Origin of the sequence: Acinetobacter sp. 1294596 (assembly GCF_000582925.1) — a bacterium.
Lineage (GTDB): Bacteria > Pseudomonadota > Gammaproteobacteria > Pseudomonadales > Moraxellaceae > Acinetobacter > Acinetobacter radioresistens.
Genome location: NZ_JFCC01000002.1, coordinates 21,261 through 40,947, shown reverse-complemented (window position 1 = coordinate 40,947; position 19,687 = coordinate 21,261). Strand labels below are relative to the sequence as shown.

At 43.0% G+C, this 19,687-nt stretch carries 20 protein-coding genes and 4 tRNA genes; 19 read left to right on the top strand and 5 right to left on the bottom strand.

Features of this window, described 5'->3' with window-relative positions; genetic code table 11:
* Positions 1–5 precede the first annotated feature (5 nt).
* From rpmD to J502_RS01415, 10 genes are all read left to right on the top strand, one after another.
* Complete coding sequence (gene rpmD, locus J502_RS01460; protein ID WP_034682838.1) at positions 6–182, top strand: 50S ribosomal protein L30; 177 nt, start codon at positions 6–8, stop codon at positions 180–182.
* Between the two features lie 3 nt (positions 183–185).
* On the top strand, positions 186–626 hold the full coding sequence (gene rplO / locus J502_RS01455) for a 50S ribosomal protein L15 (protein WP_005018359.1): 441 nt from the start codon (positions 186–188) through the stop codon (positions 624–626).
* A gap of 45 nt (positions 627–671) precedes the next feature.
* Positions 672–1,991, top strand: a complete 1,320-nt coding sequence (secY, locus tag J502_RS01450) for a preprotein translocase subunit SecY (protein ID WP_171053907.1) — start codon at positions 672–674, stop codon at positions 1,989–1,991.
* Positions 1,992–2,011: 20 nt separating this feature from the next.
* A complete protein-coding gene (rpmJ, locus tag J502_RS01445; RefSeq protein ID WP_000867907.1) occupies positions 2,012–2,128 on the top strand; it encodes a 50S ribosomal protein L36 in 117 nt (38 codons plus the stop codon).
* Positions 2,129–2,234: 106 nt separating this feature from the next.
* Positions 2,235–2,591: a 30S ribosomal protein S13 gene (gene rpsM, locus J502_RS01440; RefSeq protein WP_005018362.1), complete on the top strand. Its 357-nt coding sequence runs from the start codon at positions 2,235–2,237 to the stop codon at positions 2,589–2,591.
* A gap of 19 nt (positions 2,592–2,610) precedes the next feature.
* Positions 2,611–2,997 carry a 30S ribosomal protein S11 gene (gene rpsK, locus J502_RS01435; protein WP_001040166.1) on the top strand — a complete coding sequence of 129 codons (387 nt, stop codon included), beginning with the start codon at positions 2,611–2,613 and terminating at the stop codon, positions 2,995–2,997.
* 12 nt (positions 2,998–3,009) lie between these two features.
* Positions 3,010–3,633, top strand: coding sequence for a 30S ribosomal protein S4 (gene rpsD / locus J502_RS01430; protein WP_005018363.1), 624 nt, complete (start codon positions 3,010–3,012; stop codon positions 3,631–3,633).
* Positions 3,634–3,650: 17 nt separating this feature from the next.
* Positions 3,651–4,658, top strand: a complete 1,008-nt coding sequence (locus J502_RS01425) for a DNA-directed RNA polymerase subunit alpha (RefSeq protein WP_005018365.1) — start codon at positions 3,651–3,653, stop codon at positions 4,656–4,658.
* An 18-nt stretch (positions 4,659–4,676) separates the two neighbouring features.
* Complete coding sequence (rplQ, locus tag J502_RS01420; RefSeq protein WP_005018373.1) at positions 4,677–5,054, top strand: 50S ribosomal protein L17; 378 nt, start codon at positions 4,677–4,679, stop codon at positions 5,052–5,054.
* A 180-nt stretch (positions 5,055–5,234) separates the two neighbouring features.
* A complete protein-coding gene (locus J502_RS01415) occupies positions 5,235–6,725 on the top strand; it encodes a flavin-containing monooxygenase (RefSeq protein WP_034682835.1) in 1,491 nt (496 codons plus the stop codon).
* A gap of 53 nt (positions 6,726–6,778) precedes the next feature.
* Here J502_RS01415 and J502_RS01410 read toward each other — a convergent pair whose 3' ends face one another.
* A complete protein-coding gene (locus J502_RS01410; RefSeq protein ID WP_005024448.1) occupies positions 6,779–7,951 on the bottom strand; it encodes an acyl-CoA dehydrogenase family protein in 1,173 nt (390 codons plus the stop codon).
* Positions 7,952–8,134: 183 nt separating this feature from the next.
* Here J502_RS01410 and J502_RS01405 point away from each other — a divergent pair, with 183 nt between their 5' ends.
* The 5 genes from J502_RS01405 to J502_RS01385 all read left to right on the top strand — a co-directional run bounded on the left by J502_RS01405 (position 8,135) and on the right by J502_RS01385 (position 13,475).
* A complete protein-coding gene (locus tag J502_RS01405) occupies positions 8,135–8,392 on the top strand; it encodes an FAD assembly factor SdhE (protein ID WP_005018377.1) in 258 nt (85 codons plus the stop codon).
* Positions 8,385–8,771, top strand: coding sequence for a hypothetical protein (locus J502_RS01400; RefSeq protein WP_034682833.1), 387 nt, complete (start codon positions 8,385–8,387; stop codon positions 8,769–8,771). The genes J502_RS01405 and J502_RS01400 overlap by 8 nt, the downstream gene beginning before the upstream one ends.
* A 479-nt stretch (positions 8,772–9,250) precedes the next feature.
* A complete protein-coding gene (locus tag J502_RS01395) occupies positions 9,251–10,366 on the top strand; it encodes a hypothetical protein (protein WP_034682831.1) in 1,116 nt (371 codons plus the stop codon).
* Between the two features lie 77 nt (positions 10,367–10,443).
* Positions 10,444–11,037 carry a rhombosortase gene (rrtA, locus tag J502_RS01390; protein ID WP_034669923.1) on the top strand — a complete coding sequence of 198 codons (594 nt, stop codon included), beginning with the start codon at positions 10,444–10,446 and terminating at the stop codon, positions 11,035–11,037.
* Between the two features lie 158 nt (positions 11,038–11,195).
* Complete coding sequence (locus J502_RS01385) at positions 11,196–13,475, top strand: TRAP transporter large permease subunit (RefSeq protein ID WP_034682829.1); 2,280 nt, start codon at positions 11,196–11,198, stop codon at positions 13,473–13,475.
* Between the two features lie 66 nt (positions 13,476–13,541).
* On the opposite strand, the gene J502_RS01380 is transcribed toward J502_RS01385, so the two are convergent.
* From J502_RS01380 to rnr, 4 genes are all read right to left on the bottom strand, one after another.
* Positions 13,542–13,973 (bottom strand): hypothetical protein, encoded by a 432-nt coding sequence (locus tag J502_RS01380; RefSeq protein WP_034682826.1) that lies wholly within the window; start codon positions 13,971–13,973, stop codon positions 13,542–13,544.
* A gap of 9 nt (positions 13,974–13,982) precedes the next feature.
* Positions 13,983–14,198 carry a YheV family putative zinc ribbon protein gene (locus tag J502_RS01375; protein WP_005018388.1) on the bottom strand — a complete coding sequence of 72 codons (216 nt, stop codon included), beginning with the start codon at positions 14,196–14,198 and terminating at the stop codon, positions 13,983–13,985.
* Positions 14,199–14,234: 36 nt separating this feature from the next.
* Positions 14,235–16,274: a M3 family metallopeptidase gene (locus J502_RS01370; protein ID WP_034682824.1), complete on the bottom strand. Its 2,040-nt coding sequence runs from the start codon at positions 16,272–16,274 to the stop codon at positions 14,235–14,237.
* A 210-nt stretch (positions 16,275–16,484) separates the two neighbouring features.
* A complete protein-coding gene (gene rnr, locus J502_RS01365) occupies positions 16,485–18,893 on the bottom strand; it encodes a ribonuclease R (RefSeq protein ID WP_212750093.1) in 2,409 nt (802 codons plus the stop codon).
* Between the two features lie 267 nt (positions 18,894–19,160).
* Here rnr and J502_RS01360 point away from each other — a divergent pair.
* The 4 genes from J502_RS01360 to J502_RS01345 all read left to right on the top strand — a co-directional run bounded on the left by J502_RS01360 (position 19,161) and on the right by J502_RS01345 (position 19,643).
* Positions 19,161–19,250 (top strand) — tRNA-Ser (locus J502_RS01360).
* A 14-nt stretch (positions 19,251–19,264) separates the two neighbouring features.
* Positions 19,265–19,341 (top strand) — tRNA-Arg (locus tag J502_RS01355).
* 74 nt (positions 19,342–19,415) lie between these two features.
* A tRNA-Arg gene (locus tag J502_RS01350) sits at positions 19,416–19,492 on the top strand.
* A 74-nt stretch (positions 19,493–19,566) separates the two neighbouring features.
* Positions 19,567–19,643 (top strand) — tRNA-Arg (locus J502_RS01345).
* The last annotated feature ends 44 nt before the right edge of the window (positions 19,644–19,687 follow it).

Genomic DNA, 19,687 nt, shown 5'->3' with positions numbered 1-19,687 from the left:
CAGTCATGAAAACGATTAAAGTTACCCAGACTAAATCTTCATCGCACCGCTTGAAAAATCACAAGCTGAGCCTGCAAGGTTTAGGTCTGCGTCGTATTGGTCATACTGTAGAAGTGCAAGATACGCCTTCTAACCGTGGTATGATCAACCAAGTCTACTATATGGTTAGTGTAGAGGAATAAGCCATGACTCTGCGTTTAAATGAACTTGCACCTGCAGAAGGTGCTAAACGTGAAAACCGTCGTCTGGGCCGTGGTATCGGTTCTGGCGTTGGTAAGACCGGTGGCCGTGGTGTCAAGGGTCAAAAATCACGTAAGAGCGGTGGTGTACGTCCAGGTTTCGAAGGTGGTCAAACTGCACTTTACCGTCGTTTGCCTAAATTCGGCTTCACTAGCCAAATCGCTTTAAAAACTGCTGAAGTACGTTTGTCTGAACTTGCTAAAGTTGAAGGTGATATTGTTTCACTTGAAACTTTAAAAGCAGCGAATGTAGTACGTAAAGATATGTTGCGTGCTCGTGTCGTACTTTCTGGTGAAATTACTCGTGCTTTCACTGTACAAGGTGTTGCATTGACTGCCGGCGCTAAAGCAGCTATTGAAGCTGCTGGTGGCAAAGTCGAGGAGTAATCGCTAGTGTCTATGTCTCCTGGTTCTTCAAGTCATGTTAACATGATGAAAGGTCAACCTTTTCATGTGAAATACCGTGAAATTATTCGTCGAATGATGTTTCTGATCGGCGCATTGTTGGTCTTTCGGCTAGGAGCGCATATTCCAGTACCAGGCATTAATAATGCTGCGCTCGAAAACCTATTTAATGCAAACCAAGGTACGATCCTTGGTTTGTTTAATATGTTTTCAGGTGGGGCATTAGAGCGAATGTCTATCCTTGCGCTTGGAATCATGCCCTACATTTCTGCCTCGATTATTGTGCAGTTGATGTCAACCGTGATTCCAAGTCTTGAAGCCTTGAAAAAAGAAGGCGAGCAAGGTAAGCGTAAGATTAATCAGTACACACGGCAAGGTACGCTGTTGCTGGCTTTAGTGCAAGCAACCGGCATGTGTGCCGGCTTGATTGGGCAGGGGATTACCCTAACTTCAGGTTTGGCTTTTTATGTACCGGCTGTAACCTCTCTGGTTGCAGGGACCATGTTTTTGATGTGGCTTGGAGAACAGATTACTGAACGTGGTGTTGGTAATGGTATTTCCATGATTATTTTTGCAGGTATTGTAGCAGGTTTACCTAATCTGATTATGCAATCGCTTTCATCTGTAGATAGCGGCCAGACCAGCCTGATTGGCTTGGTCATTTTTGGCTTGTTATCACTTGGGGTGCTGGCGGCAATTGTATTTATCGAAAAGGCCCAACGCCGCATATCAGTAAACTATGCACAAAAACAGCAGGGCCGTCGTGTATTTACTGCTCAGCAAACCCACTTGCCATTAAAAATTAATATGGCAGGCGTTATTCCGGCAATTTTTGCCAGCTCTTTGCTGCTGTTTCCAGCAAGCTTGGGCCAGTGGGTAGGGAGTGCTGATCCAAATGCAGGGATGATCAAACGTGGTCTTCAAGACTTGGCTCTTGTATTATCGCCTGGACAGCCTTTGTATTTGGTGCTCTTTGGTGCGTTAATTATCTTTTTCTGCTATTTTTATACGGCACTTGTTTTTAGTCCAAAAGAAGTATCAGAAAACTTAAAACGCAGCGGAGCTTACGTGCCTGGTATTCGCCCAGGTGAGCAAACTGCTCGTTATTTAGATCATATTCTCAATCGTCTGACCTTCATCGGTGCGATGTATATTACAGTGATCTGCTTGATGCCGATGGTATTGCAAAGTTCATTTGGTATTCCGTTTTATTTAGGCGGAACCTCCCTGCTCATCGTGGTAGTGGTTGTCATGGACTTTATGGCCCAGCTTCAGGCTCATCTGACTTCGCATCAGTATGACAACCAGAGTTTAATGAGAAAAACGACTGCTCATCCTAAAGGATAAGCGCACTTAGAGGTTTCATCATGAAAGTACAAGCTTCTGTAAAGAAAATTTGTGGTAGCTGTAAAGTTATCCGTCGTAATGGGGTTATCCGCGTGATTTGCAGCGCTGAACCTCGTCATAAGCAGCGTCAAGGTTAATCTGATCAAGACCTGTTGATTTCAGTAGGCTAATTAGGTTAATATCCGCCCCTCAAGATTTTTGTGGGGCGGTTGATTATCTCTACTGCCTTTTTGGAGAAAGTGAATGGCTCGTATTGCCGGTGTAAACATTCCGGATAACAAGCATGCTGTTATCTCCCTCACGTATATCTTTGGTATCGGTCGCCACACTGCTAAGAATATCTTAGCTGCTGCAGGCATCACACCGACTGTCAAGATCCGTGAATTGGATGATGCTCAGCTTGATGCGATTCGTGCAGAAGTTGCCAAGGTTCCAACCGAAGGTGATTTACGTCGCGAAATTTCCATGAACATTAAACGTTTAATGGATTTAGGCTGCTACCGTGGTCTTCGTCATCGTCGTAGCTTGCCTGTCCGCGGTCAACGCACCAAAACTAACGCACGTACCCGTAAAGGTCCGCGCAAACCGATTAAAAAGTAAGATTTCTGGAAGCTAAAAGATGGCTAAAGATACTCGCACACGCAAGAAGGTCACTCGTACCGTCTCTGAAGGTGTTGCACACATTCACGCGTCTTTTAATAACACCATTGTGACTATTACCGATCGTCAAGGTAATGCACTGGCTTGGGCCACTTCAGGTGGACAAGGCTTCCGTGGATCACGTAAATCAACTCCGTTTGCTGCTCAGGTAGCTGCTGAAGTTGCTGGTAAAGCAGCTTTGGATTACGGTTTGAAAAACCTGGACGTCCTTGTAAAAGGTCCTGGTCCTGGTCGTGAGTCTGCGGTTCGTGCATTAGGTGCAGTGGGTTATAAGATTAATAGCATTACCGATGTGACGCCAATCCCTCACAACGGTTGTCGCCCACCTAAAAAACGTCGCGTGTAAGGAGAAACATTCATGGCTCGTTATATTGGTCCAAAATGCAAACTCTCTCGCCGCGAAGGGACAGACCTGCAACTTAAATCTGGCGTTAAACCTTTTGACGTCAAAACTAAAAAACATGCTAAAGCGCCTGGCCAACATGGGCAATCTCGCGCTAAGCAATCTGAGTATTCACTACAATTACGTGAAAAACAAAAAGTACGTCGTATGTACGGTGTGTTAGAGCGTCAATTTAGTAATTACTATAAAGAAGCTGCTCGTGTTAAGGGTGCAACTGGTGAGAACCTGTTGAAGCTGCTTGAAAGCCGCCTTGATAACGTTGTTTATCGCATGGGTTTTGGTTCTACACGTGCAGAAGCTCGTCAGCTTGTAAGTCACCGTAGCATTACTTTAAATGGCCGTCGTGTAAACATTGCTTCTATTCAAGTAAAAGCTGGTGATGTTATTGCGGTTCATGAAGGTGCTAAACAACAATTACGTATTAAAAGCGCAATTGAATTAGCTGCTCAACGTGGAATTCCAGCTTGGATTGAAGTTGATCATTCTAAGTTTGAAGGTACGTTTAAAGCTGCGCCGGATCGTTCTGATTTACCTGCTGAAATCAACGAAAGCTTGATTGTAGAATTGTATTCTAAATAATCCTTGAGGTAGCAATAATGACGCGTACTGCAAACGAGTTTCTAACTCCGCAAGCGATCAAGGTCGAAGCGGTAAGCGGGACCTCGGCAAAAGTGATTCTGGAACCTTTAGAGCGTGGCTTTGGTCATACTCTAGGTAATGCTTTACGTCGCATTCTATTGTCTTCTTTGCCTGGCGCTGCTGTGGTTGAAGTAGAGATAGAAGGTGTCGAGCACGAGTACAGTACTTTAGAAGGCTTGCAGCAGGACATCGTCGAGCTCTTGCTGAACCTAAAAGGATTGTCTATTAAGCTGTTCGATCAAAACGAAGCTTACTTAACATTAGAAAAACAAGGTCCAGGCGATATTACTGCTGCTGACCTGCGTTTACCTCATAATGTTGAGGTGGTTAACCCAGAGCATTTGATTGGTACACTAAGTGCTTCAGGCTCAATTAAAATGCGCTTGAAGGTTGCTCAAGGTCGTGGTTATGAGACTTCTGACTCACGTTTCCCGGAAGGTGAAACCCGTCCAGTCGGTCGTTTACAGTTAGATGCTTCTTATAGCCCGATTCAACGTGTGTCTTACACAGTGGAAAACGCTCGTGTAGAACAACGTACTGACCTTGACAAGCTGATCATTGATCTTGAAACCAACGGTACTGTTGATCCTGAAGAAGCAATCCGCAAAGCGGCAACAATCTTGCAACAGCAAATTGCAATTTTTGTTGATCTTCAGAAAGATCAGGCACCTGTGGCTCAAGAACCTCGCGAAGAAGTTGACCCAATTTTGCTTCGTCCAGTGGATGATCTAGAGCTAACTGTTCGTTCTGCTAACTGTTTGAAGGCAGAAAATATTTACTACATTGGTGATCTTGTTCAACGTACTGAGGTTGAGTTACTTAAAACTCCAAACCTAGGTAAAAAATCGTTGACTGAGATTAAAGATGTTTTGGCATCGAAAGGTTTACAACTCGGCATGCGTTTAGAGAACTGGCCACCGGCTAGTCTGCGTATGGACGATCGTTTTGCCTATCGTAGCCGTTAATTAAGTAGGACTATCACCATGCGTCATCGTAATAGTGGTGTGAAATTAGGCCGTACAAGCAGTCATCGTAAAGCGATGTTCCAAAACTTGGCTAATTCTTTGTTCGAACACGAGTTGATTAAAACAACTGTGCCTAAAGCAAAAGAGTTACGTCGTGTTGCTGAGCCTTTAATCACTTTAGCTAAAAACGATACTGTAGCAAACCGTCGTTTAGCGTTTGCTCGTACTCGTTCAGCAGCAACTGTTGGTAAGTTATTTACCGTTCTTGGCCCTCGTTACAAAGAACGTAACGGCGGTTATCTGCGTGTTCTTAAAGCTGGTTTCCGTGCAGGTGATGCTGCACCGATGGCTTATGTAGAGCTTGTAGATCGCGAAGTTCAAGCTTCTGCAGAATAATTTTTATTATTCAAAAAAAGGTCGGTTTTTAACCGGCCTTTTTTTATTGATTGTCTGACCAAATGTAAAATTGTCCTCAACTGATAAGAAAAATAGATAAATTGCATAAACTTGACATTGCCTATTGTCAATTTTGTGTTTTAATAAAATAATCGTGTTCAACAAGGTTATAACAATAAAATGGATAAACACATTGATGTTCTAATTGTAGGAGCTGGTATTTCAGGCTTGGGCCTGGCTGCGCATCTTTCTAAAAACTGCCCCCAGCGCTCATTTGAAATTGTAGAAAGACGTGAAGGAATCGGGGGAACTTGGGATTTATTCCGCTATCCAGGTATCCGCTCCGATTCGGATATGTCGACTTTTGGTTATAATTTCAAACCATGGCGTAAGGCCAAAATTCTGGCAGATGGTGCCTCAATACGCCAGTATTTACATGAGGTTGTGGATGAATTTCACCTAGACAGAAAAATTCATTTTAAACACCGGGTAATTTCTGCGAATTATGATACGGCTCTTAAACTCTGGATAGTGGAAATCGAAGACCAGCAAGGTCAGAACCAGACTTGGTACGCTAATTTTCTACTCGGCTGTACCGGTTACTATAATTATGATGAAGGCTTTATGCCTGAGTACCCTGGACAAGACCAGTTTAAAGGTACTTTGGTGCATCCTCAGCATTGGCCAGAAAAGCTGGATTATACTGGCAAGCGAGTCATTGTGATAGGTAGCGGTGCAACAGCTATTACTCTCGTACCCTCTATGGTGAAAGGGGGGGCGGCTCATGTAACTATGCTACAGCGTTCGCCTACCTATATTGCTTCAATTCCTTCTATTGATTTTGTTTATCAGAAAATGCGTGGTTTTCTTTCGGAAGAGATGGCTTATAAACTGACGCGTGCACGTAATATTGGTATGCAGCGTGCAGTCTATGCACTGTCACAGAAACAACCTAAACTGGTAGGTAAGCTCCTTTTAAAATCGATCGAAATGCAGCTTAAAGGTAAAGTGGATATGAAACACTTTACTCCAAGCTATAACCCATGGGATCAACGCCTTTGTGTAGTGCCCGATGGTGACCTGTTTAAAGCTTTGCGTGAAGGTCATGCCAGTGTCGAGACTGACCATATTGAAAAATTTACTGAAACAGGAATCCAGTTAAAGTCAGGCAAGCATCTGGAAGCAGATATTATTATCTCTGCAACTGGTTTGCAGATCCAGATTATGGGTGGAATACAGGGAACTGTAGATGGTCAACCGATAGATACCTCAGAACATATGCTATACAACGGTATTCTGATCAGTGACGTACCTAATATGGCAATGATTATTGGTTATATTAATGCTTCTTGGACATTAAAAGTCGATGTTGCAGCAGAGTATATCTGTCGACTACTTAATTATATGGATAAGCATCATTATGATGAAGTGATAGCGCCTACCGATCATAGTGAGATTGAACAGGATACTGTGATGGGTAGCCTGTCCGCAGGATATATCCGTCGCGCTGCCGACGTAATTCCAAAGCAGGGGAAACATGCACCTTGGCAAGTGACTAATAACTATCTTGCTGATCGTAAAGCCCTGAAACAGGCTAGCTTTGAAGATGGAATCTTGCAATTTACTAAGCGTGATAAACAGCTAGAACGTAAGCCTAAACTGGTTTCATAATCCCAATTAAAAAGGAGCTTTAAAGCTCCTTTTTTAGTATTAGAATTTAGATTTTATAATGTTCTGGAAATTAACTCTTTCATGATTTCATTGGTGCCGGCATAAATTCGGTTAGCGCGGTGATCAATATAGGCACGTGCGATTGGATACTCCAGCATATAGCCATAACCACCATGCAGCTGTAAACATTCATCCACGACTTTTGAATACATATCAGAAAGCTTATATTTGGCTGCTGCTGCTGCATCAATACCTAATTGTGCCTCAAGCTGCAATTGCATACAGCGATCCAGGTAGGTACGGCCCATGTCAATTTCTGTACGCAGTTCAGCGAGTTTAAATCGTGTATTTTGGAAAGTTGCTATCGGTTTACTGAAAGCTTTGCGTTCTTTTGTATATTGTACCGTATGCGCAAATGCAGCTTCAGCACCAGCTTGGCAAATGATTGCTACCAGCATACGTTCCCATGCCAGCTCTTTCATGAGCATCATAAAGCCCATACCTTCCATGCCCAGCAGGTTTTCTTTAGGTACCCGGACATTATCAAAAAATAGCTCACAAGTATCTTGGCCTTTCATACCAATCTTATTGAGCGGTTTACCTTTGCTAAAACCTGGACGGTCAGCCTCTACCATAATCAGAGACAGGTTTGCTGAACCTTTATCACTGTTCCCGGTTTTACAGACTACAATTGCCATATCGCAAAGATAACCATTGGTAATGAATATTTTCGAACCATTGATGACATATTCATCCCCATCCAGTATCGCCGAGGTACGTACTGCCTGAAGATCAGAACCAGTACCCGGTTCAGTCATGGCAATAGCAGTTACTACTTCGCCAGTAGCCATTTGTGGCAGCCAGTACTGTTTCTGCTTTTCATTACCAAAGTTATTAATATAATTCGCTACAATATCAGAATGCAGAGAAAAACCGGTCGCTGAGTCACCCGCATATGCCTGTTCTTCAATCAAAATCATACTATAAAGCCGGTCTACACCAGCGCCGCCATATTCTTCTGGCATGGTCGGGCAAAGCAGACCCAGAGCTCCAGCTTTATTCCATAAATCACGATCTACATGCTGCTGTTGCTCGTATCGTTCTGTATAAGGGATGACTTCCTTTTCATAAAATTTACGTACAGTCTCACGAAATGCATCATGATCAGAATTAAACAGATTTCTAGGTAACATGGGTGCAAGCGGACGAATAGCAGCAGATTGCATTTTTTGTTTTATCCTTGTGTGATATTTTCTTTTAAACCTAAACAGCCCGGCTTTTTTGTACAATAGGCCAAATGCTCAATCACCATCAAAAAATTGATGGTTTTCGCCATTTTATGGAAAAGCTGCAAATTTTAAGAGTGGATCAGTTAAACTATTCTGAAATTATTCACTTGGGGATAGAAAATGTCTGAAGAAATGACTTTGGAAGAACGTAAAGTAATTTACCGTGCACGCCGGGGATTAAAAGAAATTGATGTATATTTTGACCCTTATGTAAAACAATATTATTTACAAGCTGATGCGGAAGAAAAAGCCACCTTCGCCGAGCTCGTCGCACAGGAAGACCCTGATCTTCTAGACTGGTTTATGGAGGTTTCTGAACCCCCACGTCCGGAGATGAAACAGCTAATCATTAAACTTAAACATTATGTCCATGGTTAAGCAGTGTTTTAAGCTGAAACCTAGCCGCATGGCTATTATGTTTCAGCTTTCTTTACTATTCGGTTTGCTGATTTTGTTCTATTCACTACTACCGTTGGGGCTATGGCTACTCTGTTCTGTCATTGGTTTGATAAGTTATAGCTTATTTTTAAAAATGCCGCGTCCTGTACGCTTTGAATATCTAGATGCTGAAGAATGGACTCTTCAGTTCTGTAAAGCTAAACACTTAGATCGTGTTGTGATTCGAAAGATAATTGATCATCAACTTTATATTGTAATTTATTTTCAGAAAAATCAGGTTAAACCCTTGGTTATCTGGAGTGATCAATTGTCTCTTGTATACTGGAAAAAATTAAAAATGTTAGCCAAGCTGCACTAATAATATTAAAATATTGTTTTAATTTATTTTTTTATTTTTGTAAATTATTTATTAATCCCATTATTAGGTGAGTTGCTGTTCATCAAATAAATTATAAAAATTTTAATTTGTCTGACAATTCTTCATGTCTAGTTGTCAAACATAGGTTAAATTGATTCACAAGCAGTTTTTAATATCTTTACTTTTTAAGATAACACTAGATTAAAACGCTGCATCAAATTTAAAAAATTACAAATGAATTTGAATGTAGGGTTTGCACTGAATATGTCCAGTTAATAAGTAGCATGTGCTGAACCGTCGCAATGCTACTTTTTTTTGCCTAAATTTTTTAAATTTCCTGATTCAGGTCATATTTAATCGTACTTTTTACTGGCACAGTTGCAGTGAAAATTAGAGTAATTACTCTTCTCTTCAGATTTTGCATCTGATATGTTGAGCTAACTCATGGATATAACAAAATTAAAAAGAGGACAGGAAGAATGTTAAACGTCCAAAAAATTGGCCAAGGCATGGCACTTGCAGTAATGGCAAGTTCTTTATTTACCGGATGTTCTTATGCAGTAAAGTCTGGGACAAATCTGGCCTTGGGCTTTAGTGAGCGGCACATCGTGCCCCCAATACTGGCTATGAATGATTCGGATATGGTCTGTAATTCTGGTAATGCTTTAACACCGGCAATTATGGCGACTAAAGATATGGGGGGAGATCCTACCCGCATAGCTGTGTTGCTTTACACGGCTTCTGGCATGTGTGCGGAAAATCAGGCACTTGAAGCCGAGCTGCGTTATTTGCGTGCATCAAAAAGTGGTAACGTGACCGAAGCACAGGATGCCCGGATTGAGCAAAAACGCTGGGCTGCAACTGCTGCACAGCGCCAGTATACAGCGTATCAACTATTTGCAGAGCGCTGGGAAGCAAAACATAAAACTACCCTCGGTGACTCATGTCCGACCATGCGTAGTGACCTAGACCAGACTGTATATTTGCTGGGAATGATCAGTGGCTTGCAAGCCATGACTAATGATATTAATTCGGGGGGGGAAGCCAATGTACCTAAAGATATCGCTGCAATTGTAGAGCGCGGCATGACTTGTCTGGATAATAACAAGTTCTGGGGCGCTCCGCAGGCGACCCGCGCCGTGATCTGGACTCTGTTGCCTGGTTCAGGTGATGGTAAACCCGACCCGTATCAGACCTTAAAGCAGTCGGTACAAATTGGAGAGCAAAAAGGCGTGCGCATGTCACATGCATTATATGCAGTCGCAGCACAGGCATCAGGTGATGATAATAAAATCCGTGATGCATTACGTACCTATCATGCCTCACTTGCTGAAGACAAACCGATCAATCCGGATTACCGTTTAATCGATACGATGGCAGGAATGATGGTTCGCGGCATTTCTGATCGTTACTGGACTGAGAATACCGGAGTACGTACTGCTGAAGGCGGGATGAGCAGTTTCTGGGATGAGCAACAATCTGGTAATGAACTAGAGGACCTGTTTGAGGGAGGAGATATAAATGGCGTGGAGGACCCCAGCGATATAGAAGCCGAAGCATCAGATACCCCAAACGAAACTAAACGGGGCAATTAAAAGTTCAGAAAGGGCAGAACATGATGCTAGCATAATCTGGATTTACCTATATTTGAACATGGTGAGTATAAGGGCATATGACTATAAACGACTGGAATTTAATTAAGAAGCTAGTTTTTATAGCAAGCTGTGCCTCAATTTCAGCCTGTTTACAGGTATATGCGGATTATTTTATTTATTGGCGTGATCTTGTATTTAGAGAGCCGTGGCGTTTATGGTCTGCCCACTGGGTTCATGTAGGCTGGATACACTATTTACTGAACATGCTGGCATTCTCTTGTCTGCCTTTTATTTTTCCCTATATTCGTATTCGCAATTTCTTTTTCTTGCTGATTGTTTTGGCTCCACTCATCAGCCTGAGTTTTTATTATATTTTACCCTCAGTTGAAGCCTATGCAGGTCTATCCGGTGTCTTGCATGGGTTATATGTAGCAGGCGCAGTCATCTATAGCCAGTATAAAAGAGAGCGTAAATTTGCATTATTAGTGTTCAGTCTGATACTGGCCAAACTACTTTGGGAAAATACAATAGGTCAGCAGGGAACAGCAGAGCTAATTGGCAGTCCCGTACTGGTTGAAGCTCATCTGCTAGGCGTATTCTGGGGCACTATATTGGCCTTAATTGCTCTGGTATACCGCAGGGGGAAAATTAAAATAGGCACGGCAATTTAGAAAAAGAGCAAGGATCGTATTTAACTACTTTTTACAGTTTCATCATAAATAGCGTAACCGTAGTGTGGATAAGGATGTATCCACATTAAAGAAATAAAAAAAGAATTTTATGCCCAAGCATTGCTGAAGCATAAACACAGGATAAAAGTGGAAAGAACATGCAACCAACACAAAAACAAACTGGCTTGGGTCGCCTAAACTATATCTGGACAGAGTGGATTTCCACTTTTGTTATTCTTGTTTTGTTACTGCTTACACTGGTGATTGGGACCGGTGAAATGATTCATGGCCAACTACTACGGATGGGAGAACGTCTGTATGGCGATCCTGCAAGTGGAATGCAATATTCGTTTTTACGGGCTGAACCAGAAAAGCCAACCTGTGAACGTCATCCTGATATTGATGCACAGGTACAAAAACAGATGCAAGCCAATGCGGCAGATGAGTTCGCTGATATTTTCGGCACCGCTTCAGAAGCTGATGTTAGAGCTTCGATCTTGGCAGGGCAGCAACTCTGTGAAGAAAAATATCAGTTCCATGATCGGGCAGTTACCTATATTGATGACCACAGTACCCTCAGAACATATCGGGCTATCGAAACTTCATTTTTCGGAGTTTTTCAATTTGGAACCGAAAACCGTGCTCTAATTCTAGTTATTATGGTGGTATTTGCTGCCATCAGCGCGACTTTAAAAACCCATCATATTGGTTTGCGGAGTCCTGCTACCCGAATTGACTATAAAGTATATTCGGTCTTCATGCTGGCGGCGAATCTGTTACTCACTTCATCTGCTTTAAGCCAATATCATTCAATGATGAATGCCGGAGTTGAAATTGGCCGGGAAATCCAGATTATTTATGGGCTGTGGATTACCCTGTTTGGTATATTAAGCCTGATCAGCTTATTTTATCTGTTTAAGCCTCCTAAACCGTCACGTGAAGGCGGCAGCTTTGGTCTGGCATTTCTAAGTGTGCCTTTATATGCCTATATGGCAGTGATTACTGGGGTGGCCTTTACTTTCTTCATGGACTATCCGATGGGTCAGGGAATTTATCTCGGACAATTGGTCGAGTTCTCCAGTATCTTCCTAAATCTGGCTTTATTTATCTGGGCAGGGATGCTGTTAAAACAGACCCAGATTGTAGATATGTTCCTGAATATTTTACGTCCATGGAACTTGGCTCCAGAAACTTTGACCTGGTTAATTTTACTGGCTGCTGCTTTGCCTACAGCTTATACCGGTGCATCAGGAATTTTTGTTATTGCAGCTGGCGCAATTATATATAAAGAGGTTTGGCTTTCAGGTGGGCGCCGACAGTTCGCACTGGCTGCAAGCGCCATGTCTGGCTCACTTGGTGTAGTATTACGTCCATGTCTGTTGATTGTAGTGGTCGCTTCACTGAACAAGGAAGTAACGACTGACTTGCTTTATCACTATGGTTTATATGTATTTTTATTGACTTCGACACTGTTTCTCGTTATTTCACTCTTCTTTGCCGAACGGAAATTTCGGATTGCTGCGCCAAGTGTCGCTTTTCCAAAGTCATTTCGTGCTATAGGCCCGGTACTACCTTATGTACTGATCTTTGTATTGATCTGGCTATTTTACAAATATATCCTGGCAACCGATCTTAATGAATTTACAGCGCCAGTCATGATGCCCGTAATTCTGCTTATGATTGTTCTGTTTGATAAGTTAAGGCAAAGCCCGGAAGCTGTTACTACGGTAGGCTACAATCCTGCTGTAGACCGTTATGCAGTAACAATGGGAGATCCTGCTACGCTGGCTACAGTGAACACCGCTATACCTGCGACTGAATACCATCAGGTGGTTACAGCTAACGCAACACAAGGAATGTCTGCTGATCATAGCGTAGCAAGATCAGGTCCGGTAAAAGAACCCCAAGTAGGTTTTAAGCGTGCTTTGCATTTATCTACCAGTGAAACAGTGGGCCATATTGGTGCCTTAGTAATTCTCATGGCACTGTCAGTCAGTGTGGGTGGGTTTCTGGAACGCATTGAGATTATGAGTGCTTTCCCAACCGATATCAGCAATACCTTTTTAGTGCTGACAATGATTGTTGCTGTCATGGTATTTGTTGGCATGATTATGGACCCATTTGGGGCAGTCATTCTAATCTCAGCTACAATTGCGCCCGTGGCTTATCAATATGGTATCCATCCTGTACATTTCTGGATGATTGCTTTAATTGGTTTTGAACTAGGCTATGTCACGCCACCTGTTGCCTTAAATCATCTCCTTGCCCGTCAATCTATTGGTGATGAAGAGGTAGCAGATGCGGATGCAGAAGTACGCCATAAATCATTTTACTATCGTTATGAGCGGTGGATATTACCAGTTATTGTAATGTTTCCTGCGATGCTAATTATTACTTTCGCGCCTTATATTTTTAAGCTGTTCGGCTGGTATCAGTAAAATATTGAAACACTAATAAAAAAGCACTCTCGAGTGCTTTTTTTGTAAGTATCTTTAGGCAACAGACTAGCTCGAAGGTTGTTGTGCCAGCTGGGCTTCAAGCAATTTAATCTGCTCTTCTTTAAGCTGAATCAGTTTATCTGCACTGGCATGCTGTTCTTGAAGAAGTGCCTGCTGCTGCTTTAACTGGTCCTGGATATCATCCAGTTTAGCAATTTCTTCTTTAGCCAGTGCTGGAGCCGGATGAACAGGTTCATTTAGGAGCTGATCATCGACCAAGGGAGGACCTTGTTTGGCTTGCTGAGTTTCGGACTGGTCTGAAGGTACAGCATTCATAGGCTTTGATGTACTTTGCTTAATTTCTACCGGCTGTGAGACAGCAGGGGACTGGTCTTGTAGCAACCAGAAATACAGCGCGATCATGACGATGATTGCCGTAATAACGCCGGCAATAAACCATAATAAGTTTGAATTATTTTTTTGCACTGTAACAGGCATCTTTACAGCCTACTGTTTCTGACGAGGCTTGAACTGGATTACCCCTACATCATCAGGAAGAGCAACCTCCTGTGGTTGCTCTATATGAGTAGGACGCCGATCTGAATAACCACATTCAATGCATTCAATCCATTCATCATCTTCGGTGGTCAGCATAATAATTTTATCCAGCGCTTCGCATTTTGGACATCTTACTCCTGCGATAAAACGACGTTTAATATTCATTATCCTAACCACACACTGATTAAATAAAGGACTAGTTTAAGCGGTTTTAGGGTGATCCGTCCAACCTTGATGACGTAATAGCGCGTCAATTTTAGGTTCACGACCACGGAAATTGACAAAAGCATCTAGTGCCTTATCTTTACCGCCTGCGGCCAGTATGGCTGAACGGAAAGCCTTGCCGGTTTCAGTATTGAAAATACCTTCATTCTCAAAGCGGTCAAATGCATCACTTGCCAGTACTTCAGCCCACTTATAAGAATAGTAACCAGCAGCATAACCACCGGCAAAGATATGACTAAAGCTGTGCTGGAAGCGATTATAGGGTACAGCTGGCACCACTGCATATTGTTCACGAATATCATCCAGAACCTGCTGAATCTGCGGGCTATTTAATGCTGGCGTCATTTTATGAATAGTAAGGTCAAATAGTGCAAACTCGACCTGACGTAAAGTCTGCATGCCAGACTGGAAAAAACGTGCTGCCAGCAGTGCCTGTAGTAACTGCTCTGGTAAGGCATCTTTAGTTTCAATATGTTCACTTAACAGGTTCAGGCTCTGCTGATCCCAAGTCCAGAATTCCATAAACTGACTAGGTAGCTCGACTGCATCCCATTCCACGCCGTGTGTACCTGCTACTGAAATATTGTCGACTTCGGTGAGCATGTGATGCAGGCCATGACCAAATTCATGGAATAGCGTATTGACTTCATCATGAGTGAGCAGGGCAGGTTGTGTTCCGACCGGGGGAGTAAAGTTACAGACCATGTAACATACAGGCTTTTGCAGGTGTTCGGATTGCTGCATGCGTGAACGGAATCCGCTCATCCAGGCTCCGCCGCGTTTACCGCTACGGGCATACAAATCAAAATAGAAACCGCCCAGAACTTCGCCTTGGTCTTCAAGCTCAAAATAATGTACATCGGGATGCCATGTAGCTGCTTCCCGCTCTACAATCTGGATACCATATAAACGTTCTACGATCTGGAATAAACCACGAATGACTTTAGGAGCAGGAAAGTAAGGCTTTAAATCTTCCTGAGACAGATTGAACTGTTGTTGTTTAAGTTTTTCTGAGTAGTAAGCTGTATCCCAAGGTTTAAGCTCATTCACTCCATCTGAGCCGGCTATTGCTTTAAGTTCAGCAATTTCTTTCAGAGCGGGCTTACGGGCATGTTCAGCCAGTTCAACCAGAAATTTATTCACACTGTCTACATCGGGCGCCATCTTGCTAGCCAAGGAGTACTCAGCATAGTTGTTAAAACCTAGCAGTTTTGCCATTTCCTGACGCAGACTCAGAATTTCTTCCATAATCTGGCTATTATCATATTCAGGATGGTCAGACTGCTCTGAAGCGCGTGTAGTATAGGCCTTATACAGTTCTTCACGTAACTCGCGGTCATCGGCATAAGTCATAATTGCCAGATATGCAGGCAGGTCCAGTGTTGCTACAGGCTGTTCCAGTTCACGCTGCTGTCCATACTGTTTTAGCAGCTCGATACTGCTTTGTGGTAGGCCCCTGAGCTGCTCCTGTTCAAGCGGTTTAAAATAGGCCTGCGTAGCATCTAGCACGTGATTGGAAAAATCTGAAGAGAGTTGTGATAAACGTGCAGAAATCTCTGCATAGCGTTTCTTTTCTTCACCTTCTAGAGCAACACCTGAAAGTTTAAAGTCACGTAAGGCCAGTCGAATGGCGCTTTGCTGAGCTTCTGGCAGTAGGGAAAAGTCAGGGCTATCATGTAGAGCCTGATAAGTCTGATACAAGACACTATGCTGACCAAGCTCAGTATAATATTCACTTAAGGCAGGAAGTAAGGCCTGAAAAATCTCGCGTGTTTCGCTATTATTCATCACGGCATTTAAATGCGAGAGTATGCCCCAAGACTCGCTCATATTATTCTCAAGCGTATCTACCTGTTCCAGTATGTGAAGCTGTTGCTGGTGATTTTCTGGGACTTGCTGTAACTGCTTTAAAAAAGCCTGACCATATTCAATCTGCTGTTCAATCTGCCGCTTTAAATGCTCAAGTTTGATCTGGTCAAATTGTGGCAAAGGTAAAGTTGCTTTTTCCAAAGTCATCGTTATACGCCTGATTTTCAAAATACTTGCTACTAGATGTAAGACTTGTATAAAGGGAAATCAAGAGTTGGCAGGAAAATAAGCGTGGGAATCTTGTGGCTGAGCATTAAACTTGCCTTTTAAAAAACATGATTGTAATAAAATTTTTAATAAGGCTAAAAATGAAAAGGCAAGAGATTAGCTCTTGCCATTCACCAAAATAAAGAAGATTTAATCCTGCCGTGATTTGGCATTGGACCTGCGCTTCTTATCCTTTGATTTTTTCTTGGGAGCTTCTTTGCTTACAGAAGCCTTTTCAGCAGATTTTTTTCCTGACTTCTTGGTATAAGAGCTAGGTTTACTGCTTTTATTGCGTTTTTTACGGACAGGTTGCTCACCAGAGTCATCCTTGTTGCGTGCGCCGTGATTTTCTTCCCGCACCTGTGCAACGCGAGGGGCACGGCTACGCACTGCTCGTCCAGCATGAGTAAGTTGCCGAACCAGCTCAAAGTCAATTTTCCGTTCTTCAAGCTGAACACCTGCAACCTTAATTTTGACTTCATCTCCCAAGCCAAAAACCTGGCCACGAGACTGGCCAATCAGACTCTGACTCGGCTGGTCATAGACAAAAAAGTCATCTCCAAGCTGGCTGACATGCAGCATGCCATCAACGTACAGATCTTTCAGGGTAACGAACAGCCCGAATTCAGTTACAGCACTGATTATACCGTCGAATTCTTCACCTAGATGCTGCTGCATATAATGGCATTTTAGCCACATTGTTACACTACGGGAGGCTTCATCGGCACGGCGTTCTGTCTGAGAGTAATGCTCACCTGCCTCAGCCAGCTGGTTACCTGACAGGGCAAACTGTTTATGTTTCAAATGTGCTTTAATTGCGCGGTGTAACAGTAAGTCCGGATAGCGGCGGATTGGCGAGGTAAAATGAGTATAAGCTTCATAAGCCAGACCGTAATGACCGATATTTTCTGGTCCATAATAAGCCTGCATCATAGAACGTAATAATACGGCATGAATACTTGGTGCATCAATCCGGTCTTTTGTTGCTTCAATGACGGCCTGATAATCGGCCTGAGTTGGCTGCTCCGGGAAATTTAACCCCAGAAGTTTCACATAATCTCGTACTTTCTGGGTACGTGAAAATTCTGGTGCATCATGGACTCGATATAACATTGGAATTTCATTTTTCAATGAATATTCAGCAGCTGCAACGTTAGCCAGCAGCATACATTCTTCAATCAGTTTATGTGCTTCATTACGGCTACGTGGCAAAATTTCCTTAATACCGCCCAGCTCATCAAATGTCATATATGTTTCGACAGTTTCAAATTCCATCGCATGACGTTTTGCACGTAATTCTTTCAGGACCTGATAAAGTTGGAATAGGGTATTAAGTGATTTGCGAACAGTACGATCTTCAGGTACAGCCTGGCTGTCACCGTCCAGATAGGCAGCAACCTGGGTATAGGTCAGACGTGCTTTAGAGTGCATGACTGCCGGATAAAATTCATACTGGGTAACACGGCCGGCACGTGAAACATTTAAATCACAGACCATGCACAAGCGGTCCAGATGTGGATTCAGTGAACAGAGACCATTAGAGAGCGCTTCTGGCAACATCGGCAGGACAAAATGCGGAAAATACACAGAGGTCCCGCGTTCTTCAGCTTCTTCATTCAGTGCTGTGCCCAAACGTACATAGTGACTGACATCAGCGATTGCGACCACCACTCGATAACCACCGCCCGGACGTTTTTCTGCATATACGGCATCATCAAAATCGCGTGCATCTTCACCGTCAATTGTGACCAGAGCCAGATCACGTAAATCTACCCGGCCCTGACGGTCCTGTTCATCCGGCTCTTTAAAACTGGCTGCTTCCTTTAAAACCTCTTCAGGAAACTCATAAGGCAGCCCATATTCCAAGATAGTTTGTGGAATGATAATTTCAGTATCGGCTTTATCTGCCATTGATTGCACAATATGACCGGTAGAAAACTCTTCCCGAGTCGGATAATCATCAATGGCAACACGCACCATATCACCCAAGTTAATTTTGGCGTGATCGATCAGTTCTTTTTCCAAGGTAATCGGTTGATGCTGGTTTGGCATGGAAGGCTGAATAAAATATTCACCCTCATACATTTTCAGCTGCCCAATAATCTGCTTGACCCGGTGCTGGATTACTTCAGTAATAAAGCCCCAAGCTTTACCCTTGCGGTCAGTACTGGTCTGACGTACCCGTACCCGGTCACCATTAAAGACCAGACGAAGTTCACGTTCTGGTAAATACAAGTTATCCTGGCCATCAATCTGTGCGATGCCCATACCTTTTGTATTGATATACACTGTAGCTTCATAAGTAGGCAAGTCAGCAACCAGCTGAAACTTGAATCCATCCTTGACCAGTTGTCCATCACGTACCATTGCAATCAGGCGGTGATTAAGCGCGTCAATACTTTTTTGGTCCTGGATTTCAAAATGCTCAACCAGGTCGGCATGGGATTGCGGCGCCTGTAACTGTTCAATCGTTTTTTGAATAAAAATACGACTAGGAATAGGATTGTCATAACGTTCAGCTTCTGCTTTAGCTTCAGGATCGACCCAATTTTTCATAATTTCGTTTGGCTTGACATCAGAAGATACCTTTAGCATAAGTCATGCCGGCCCGGACTGCACGTAAATGATTGCAATAATGTGTTTTATCTTGAGGATAATCGGAAACTAAGTACCTCAAAAATTATAGAGTGAGCATTTAAAGATCAGAAAAGTCTGTAAAACCCGATAAATTGCTTAAAAAATATTTAATTGAACAAAAAAGGCAGAAATTTTTTCAGTCATGGCTTGATGATTGGGAATTAAGTTTGTATTATGGCGGCTCGTTACGGGGAGATGGGTGAGTGGCTGAAACCACGTCCCTGCTAAGGACGCATACGGGCAACTGTATCGAGGGTTCGAATCCCTCTCTCACCGCCAACGATTACCTCAATGCGCTCATAGCTCAGCTGGATAGAGCACTTGGCTACGAACTAAGGGGTCGGGAGTTCGAATCTCTCTGAGCGCACCAATTTATCGGTTTAATTCCTATAAATATTTGAAGTAATTGATTGTAACGACTTGCCGTTAATGGCACACAAGTACGCGCTCATAGCTCAGCTGGATAGAGCACTTGGCTACGAACTAAGGGGTCGGGAGTTCGAATCTCTCTGAGCGCACCAATTTATCGGTTTAATTCCTATAAATATTTGAAGTAATTGATTGTAACGACTTGCCGTTAATGGCACACAAGTACGCGCTCATAGCTCAGCTGGATAGAGCACTTGGCTACGAACTAAGGGGTCGGGAGTTCGAATCTCTCTGAGCGCACCAACTTGAACATTAAGCCGCTTTATAGCGGTTTTTTTGTGCCTGAA